3 protein-coding genes are annotated in these 4,904 nt (G+C 51.6%); all 3 read left to right on the forward strand.

The window, feature by feature from the left end:
* Positions 1 to 220: 220 nt before the first annotated feature.
* Entirely contained in the window at positions 221 to 1,267 is a 1,047-nt protein-coding gene (locus J4G02_02950) for a Gfo/Idh/MocA family oxidoreductase (protein MCE2393552.1), read from the forward strand.
* A 9-nt stretch (positions 1,268 to 1,276) separates the two neighbouring features.
* Entirely contained in the window at positions 1,277 to 3,001 is a 1,725-nt protein-coding gene (locus J4G02_02955) for a thiamine pyrophosphate-requiring protein (GenBank protein ID MCE2393553.1), read from the forward strand.
* 227 nt (positions 3,002 to 3,228) lie between these two features.
* On the forward strand, positions 3,229 to 4,536 hold the full coding sequence (locus tag J4G02_02960; GenBank protein ID MCE2393554.1) for an MFS transporter: 1,308 nt from the start codon (positions 3,229 to 3,231) through the stop codon (positions 4,534 to 4,536).
* Positions 4,537 to 4,904 lie beyond the last annotated feature (368 nt).

Below are 4,904 nucleotides of genomic sequence, written 5' to 3' on the forward strand. Positions count from 1 at the left end.
GTCGGGATTCGGAGATCCCTCCTACAGGAAACCCAATGCGCCTAACTTCGACATAAATATTTGGACAGATTCGCTGTTTTATGCTAATGTAAATAACAGGTTGCAAATGAGAAAATCAGAGGGATTTGCTTTGCTGTCTAAGCACTACGCAACATGTTTCATGTATCAGGGGGGATTTACATTGAAAACATACCGAGCAGCGGTTATCGGATGCAGTCGCATGGGAGCATTTATTGACAATGAGGTCGTTGGGTCACCGGGGCATGTGCCCCCCTATTCGCACACGGCAGTATTTACTGCCTGCGAGAGGACGGACCTGATTGCGTGTTCAGACCTTCGTCCAGAGGTCATGACTGAAGTTGGAGTGCAGTACAATATTCCGAAAGAAAAGCAGTACACCGACTACAAAGAATTGATCGACAATGAACAACCTGACATCGTCAGCGTCGCCACACAACCAGAGCATCGTGCCGAGATCGTTATCTACGCGGTCAAGCATGGTGCCAAAGCAATCTATGCTGAGAAGGCGATGGCAGCATCAATGGCGGAAGCTGACGCGATGGTTGAAATCTGTGAAAGGAACGGGGTCTTCTTTAACCTCGGCACCCAGCGGCGGTGGCATCCCGGCTTCACCAAAATGAAGGAAATTATCGACAGCGGCAAACTCGGTGCCCCGCAGACAATTATCTTCAACGGTAGCACCCTATTTAATGGGGCAAGCCATTACTACGATAACCTGTTGTTCCTCAACAGTGACCGGCGCGCAGTGTGGGTCCAAGCGCACCTGACGGAGGGCAATTGGCGGGTTGAAGGGGAGCGATTGACTGAAGACCCGATCGGACACGGTATCATTCATTTTGAAAATGATGTTACAGCATATGCTGTAACCCCCAGCCGCGAAATTGAGTGGGAAGTCAACTGCGAGAAAGGGAGTCTAACCGCCTTGCCCGAGAGCGTGTATCGAATGCGTGAAGAGGGACCACCGGGCTACCGAGGGCAGCCGACGATTGTGGACGGAGCGTTTCCTGACTACGATCCTGCCAGCCCAAATCTGCGGCTTGTGGAAGACCTCGTCCATTCGCTCGACACCGGCGAACCACCACGTGGTGGGGTGCGGGTCGCACATGCCGGCACAGAGCTAATTTTCGCAACCATCGAATCCCATCTTCGTGGCGGGGCACGGGTTGAATTGCCACTGAAAGGGCGTCCAATACGGCTTCTGCGAGACCGCGCACCTCGACAGCCGAGGTATAGCCCCCGGACTTGATAGGAAAACATGGCAACCCAAAAGACAATATCAATCGAGAACACCGCCCAAGGCTATCTTGAGTTGCTGCGCGAAAGAGGTATCAAATACTTCTTTGGCAATGCCGGCACCGATTTCGCCTCATTGGTGGATGCCTTCGCTAAGTTTGCCCAAGAGGGAAAGCAATATCCACGTCCCATCACAGTGCCACATGAGTTCGTCGCAGTGAGTATGGCACACGGCTACTACATGGTTACGGGCGAACCGCAGGTTGTGATGGTCCACGTGATCGTCGGGACCGCCAACGCCTCCGGTGCTATCATCAACGCAGCGCGGGCGCAGGTCCCCATCATCTTTAGTGCGGGACGTACTCCCTTGACAGAAGCCGGTTTCACCGGTTCTCGGAACGTGCTTATCCATTGGGCGCAGGAATCGTTTGATCAGGCAACCCTCGTGCGGGAATTTGTCAAGTGGGACTATGAACTGCGAAATTTTGCACAGTTGGAGACAGTGGTGGATAGAGCGTTAGCAATCGCTACCTCGGAGCCGGGTGGTCCTGTGTATCTGACCCTTCCACGGGAAATGCTCGCCGAATCTCATGAAGAACTGACCATCAGCACTGTGCCAAGACAGCAGGCGCACCAAACGAACGTTCCGGTTGCTGCTCAGGTGAAGGAGGTTGCCAAGCTCATTGCTCAAGCAACAAACCCGCTCATTATTACTTCGGGGGTCGGACGAGATCCGCAAGCCGTAGAGGCACTGATTGCATTTGCCGAGCCTTTTGCGATTCCGGTCGTGGTAGGGGTAGGCAAGACGCACATGAACTTCCCTACATCTCACCCACTTCACCTCGGTTTTGATCCAACCCCATATCTGAAGGAAGCGGATGTTGTGCTGGTCATTGACACCGATGTTCCTTGGTTACCGACTGTGGTTAGTCCCAAAGAAACAGCGTGTGTTATTCAGTTGGGGCATGAGCCGCTCTACAGTCGATATCCAATTCGGGGGCATGCAGCAGACATTGCGTTGGCTGCCCAGCCAACAGCAACACTCCGTCTGCTGACCGAAGAGATACTACCGTATCAGGAACAGGCGGCACAAAAGATTGCCAACCGCTTTGAAATAGTGAGGGCGGAGCATAAACAGCAGCGGGAGGCTTGGGGCGCACATGCGGAGGCAGTCAAAGGGGATAAGCCGATTGATCCGGCGTGGCTGTCCGCCTGTATCAATCAAGTTTTGGATGCGGAGACTATAGTAGTTAATGAATACGATCTGGTGCCGACACAGGTGGATCTGACCCTCCCCGGCAGCTTCTTTGGACCTTCACCCGCCGCCGGACTTGGGTGGGGGATCGGCGCAGCGTTGGGAGCAAAATTGGCTGCACCGGAGAAAACCGTCATCGCCACAGTCGGCGACGGCAGCTATCTCTTTAACGTTCCCACCTCCTGCCATTTTGTATCCCAAGCATATAACCTACCGATTCTGGTGGTCGTCTTTAATAACCAATGTTGGGGAGCGGTAAGAGGGGCAGCCGCGTCGGTTCACCCAGAGGGTTGGGCGGTAAAAACCGACCATTTTCCCCTCAGTGAGCTTTCACCCACTCCAGCCTACGAGATGATTTGTCAGGCGAATGGTGGATACGGAGAACGGGTCGAGGAACCCGAAGAGGTGTTGCCGGCACTTAAACGTGCGTTGCTAGCGGTAAAGGAAGAACGACGACAGGCGGTGCTTAACGTCATCTGCAAGCACCCGTGATTTGGTAAAGTAGAAAGGGCAACCACAAGGGTTGCCCCTACAGGAAACAACCAAATGTAGGGGCAGGTCTTGTGGCTGCCCAACCGCCGGTCAGCGGAGCGAAAATACGGCAATTATGTCCGAAACCCGATCTGATCGCAGATTAGGCAATCTGCGCCACCAAAGAAGAACTGATACTTTATATCAACTCCGCCAGTAAAAGATTGTGAAGGAAGACGAAACTGACTATGGAAGCTGCCCCGACGAACACATCGGAGTCTGAACATCAGCAGGAAAAGGACAAAGAACGAGAACAGAACCGCAACTTTTGGATTGCTGTGGTTCAAGGCACATTTATACGAATCTCTTTTGCATTTGCAGACTCGACAACTGTTCTACCCGCCTTTATCTTAAAACTCACTTCCTCAAACACGCTTGTCGGCTTGACCGGTTCGATGACACGCGCCGGTTGGATGTGGCCCCAACTCCTGATGTCAAACCTGCTAGAACACCGTCCGCGCAAGATGCCCTTCTACGCCTTCGGTATGAGCCTTCGACTGACCGCATGGGTTGCAATGGTCGTATGCACACTTATGGTCGGCTCTGGCAACAACGGTTTACTCGCCGCGTGTTTTCTGTGTTGTTATTTCATCAGATCCTCAGCGATGGGAGTCTCAACGCTTCCATATATGGATATTATCTCCAAATCCATTGAACCGCAGCGGCGGTCTCGATATTTCAGTTTTCGCCAGTTGGCTGGCGGATTCTTCGGCATATTCATCGGTTTCTTCTTTATCCGATATGCCTTGAATCCTGAATCCGGACTGGTATTCCCAACGAATTATGCGCTGCTGTTCGGGTGTGCGGCAGGTGCGACCGGACTGGCACTCACGGCTTTTTTACAGATTCGCGAACCCATCCGTCCCGTTCAGAGGACACGCCAACCGTTTGGACAACATCTGAAGCAGGGACCACACTTCTTCAGGACAGATCGAAATTACCGCTGGTTCTTTTACTACCGGATGTGTACCACCGTTGCCGGGATGTGCACCCCTTTCTATGTCCCATATGCCTTGGTCAAGTTGGAGGTTCAAGATGCGACCATTGGGACGTTTCTCGCCGTTGTCTCCATCAGTGGTGTCATCTCAAATGCAGTGTGGGCATATATCGGGGAGAGATATGGTGTACGATACATCCTCAGTTGCACCTCGGCATTGGCATGTACGGCACCGTTGGTGGCAATCTTAGTGCAATACGTACCATCGGCGTGGCAGGTGCCCTGTTATTTCCTGACGTTTGTCTTTAACGGCGCATCTACGAGCGGTTCGTCGATAGGCTTCATGGCGTATCTGCTAAATATTGCACCGAGCATGAATCGTCCTAGCTATGTCGGTTTTATGAACACAATTCTCTTTCCATTCAGCTTTATGCCAATGCTCGCGGGGATCCTCATCGGACTTGTGAGCTATGCAGGGATGTTCGCAGTTTCCATCGGGATGGGATTTCTTGGGTTCATTACAACCACACAACTTGAAGAGCTCCAGCAGGAAGATTAGACGGCTCAGAAAACGTGAAAACTATTTGTTCATTAGTTCATTGGTTCATTGATGCAGTCGAAGAGAAACCGAGTTTTTGGTAGTCAGGAACAACGATCGTTGTTCCCTACGGTTTCTGTTGCACGATTTTTTAACATGAGCACTAGCCTTTTATAGTGAATTAGAGAAATAATTAGATATTTACCAACAACTCCAACCTACGCGGAGTTTCCAAAGTCCCCCTGATAAGGGGATTTAGGGGGTTGGCTGTACATTGGGAGTGTCTATATAATTCTAAAATCTACCATAGTTCGGTTCGGCTATTCCAACTCCGCCAGAATCTCATCGATATCTTCCAACAATTCAACCTCGTAACCGTCTGGATCGGT

The sequence above is a fragment of the Candidatus Poribacteria bacterium genome, from assembly GCA_021295755.1.
Taxonomy (GTDB): Bacteria; Poribacteria; WGA-4E; order WGA-4E; family PCPOR2b; genus PCPOR2b.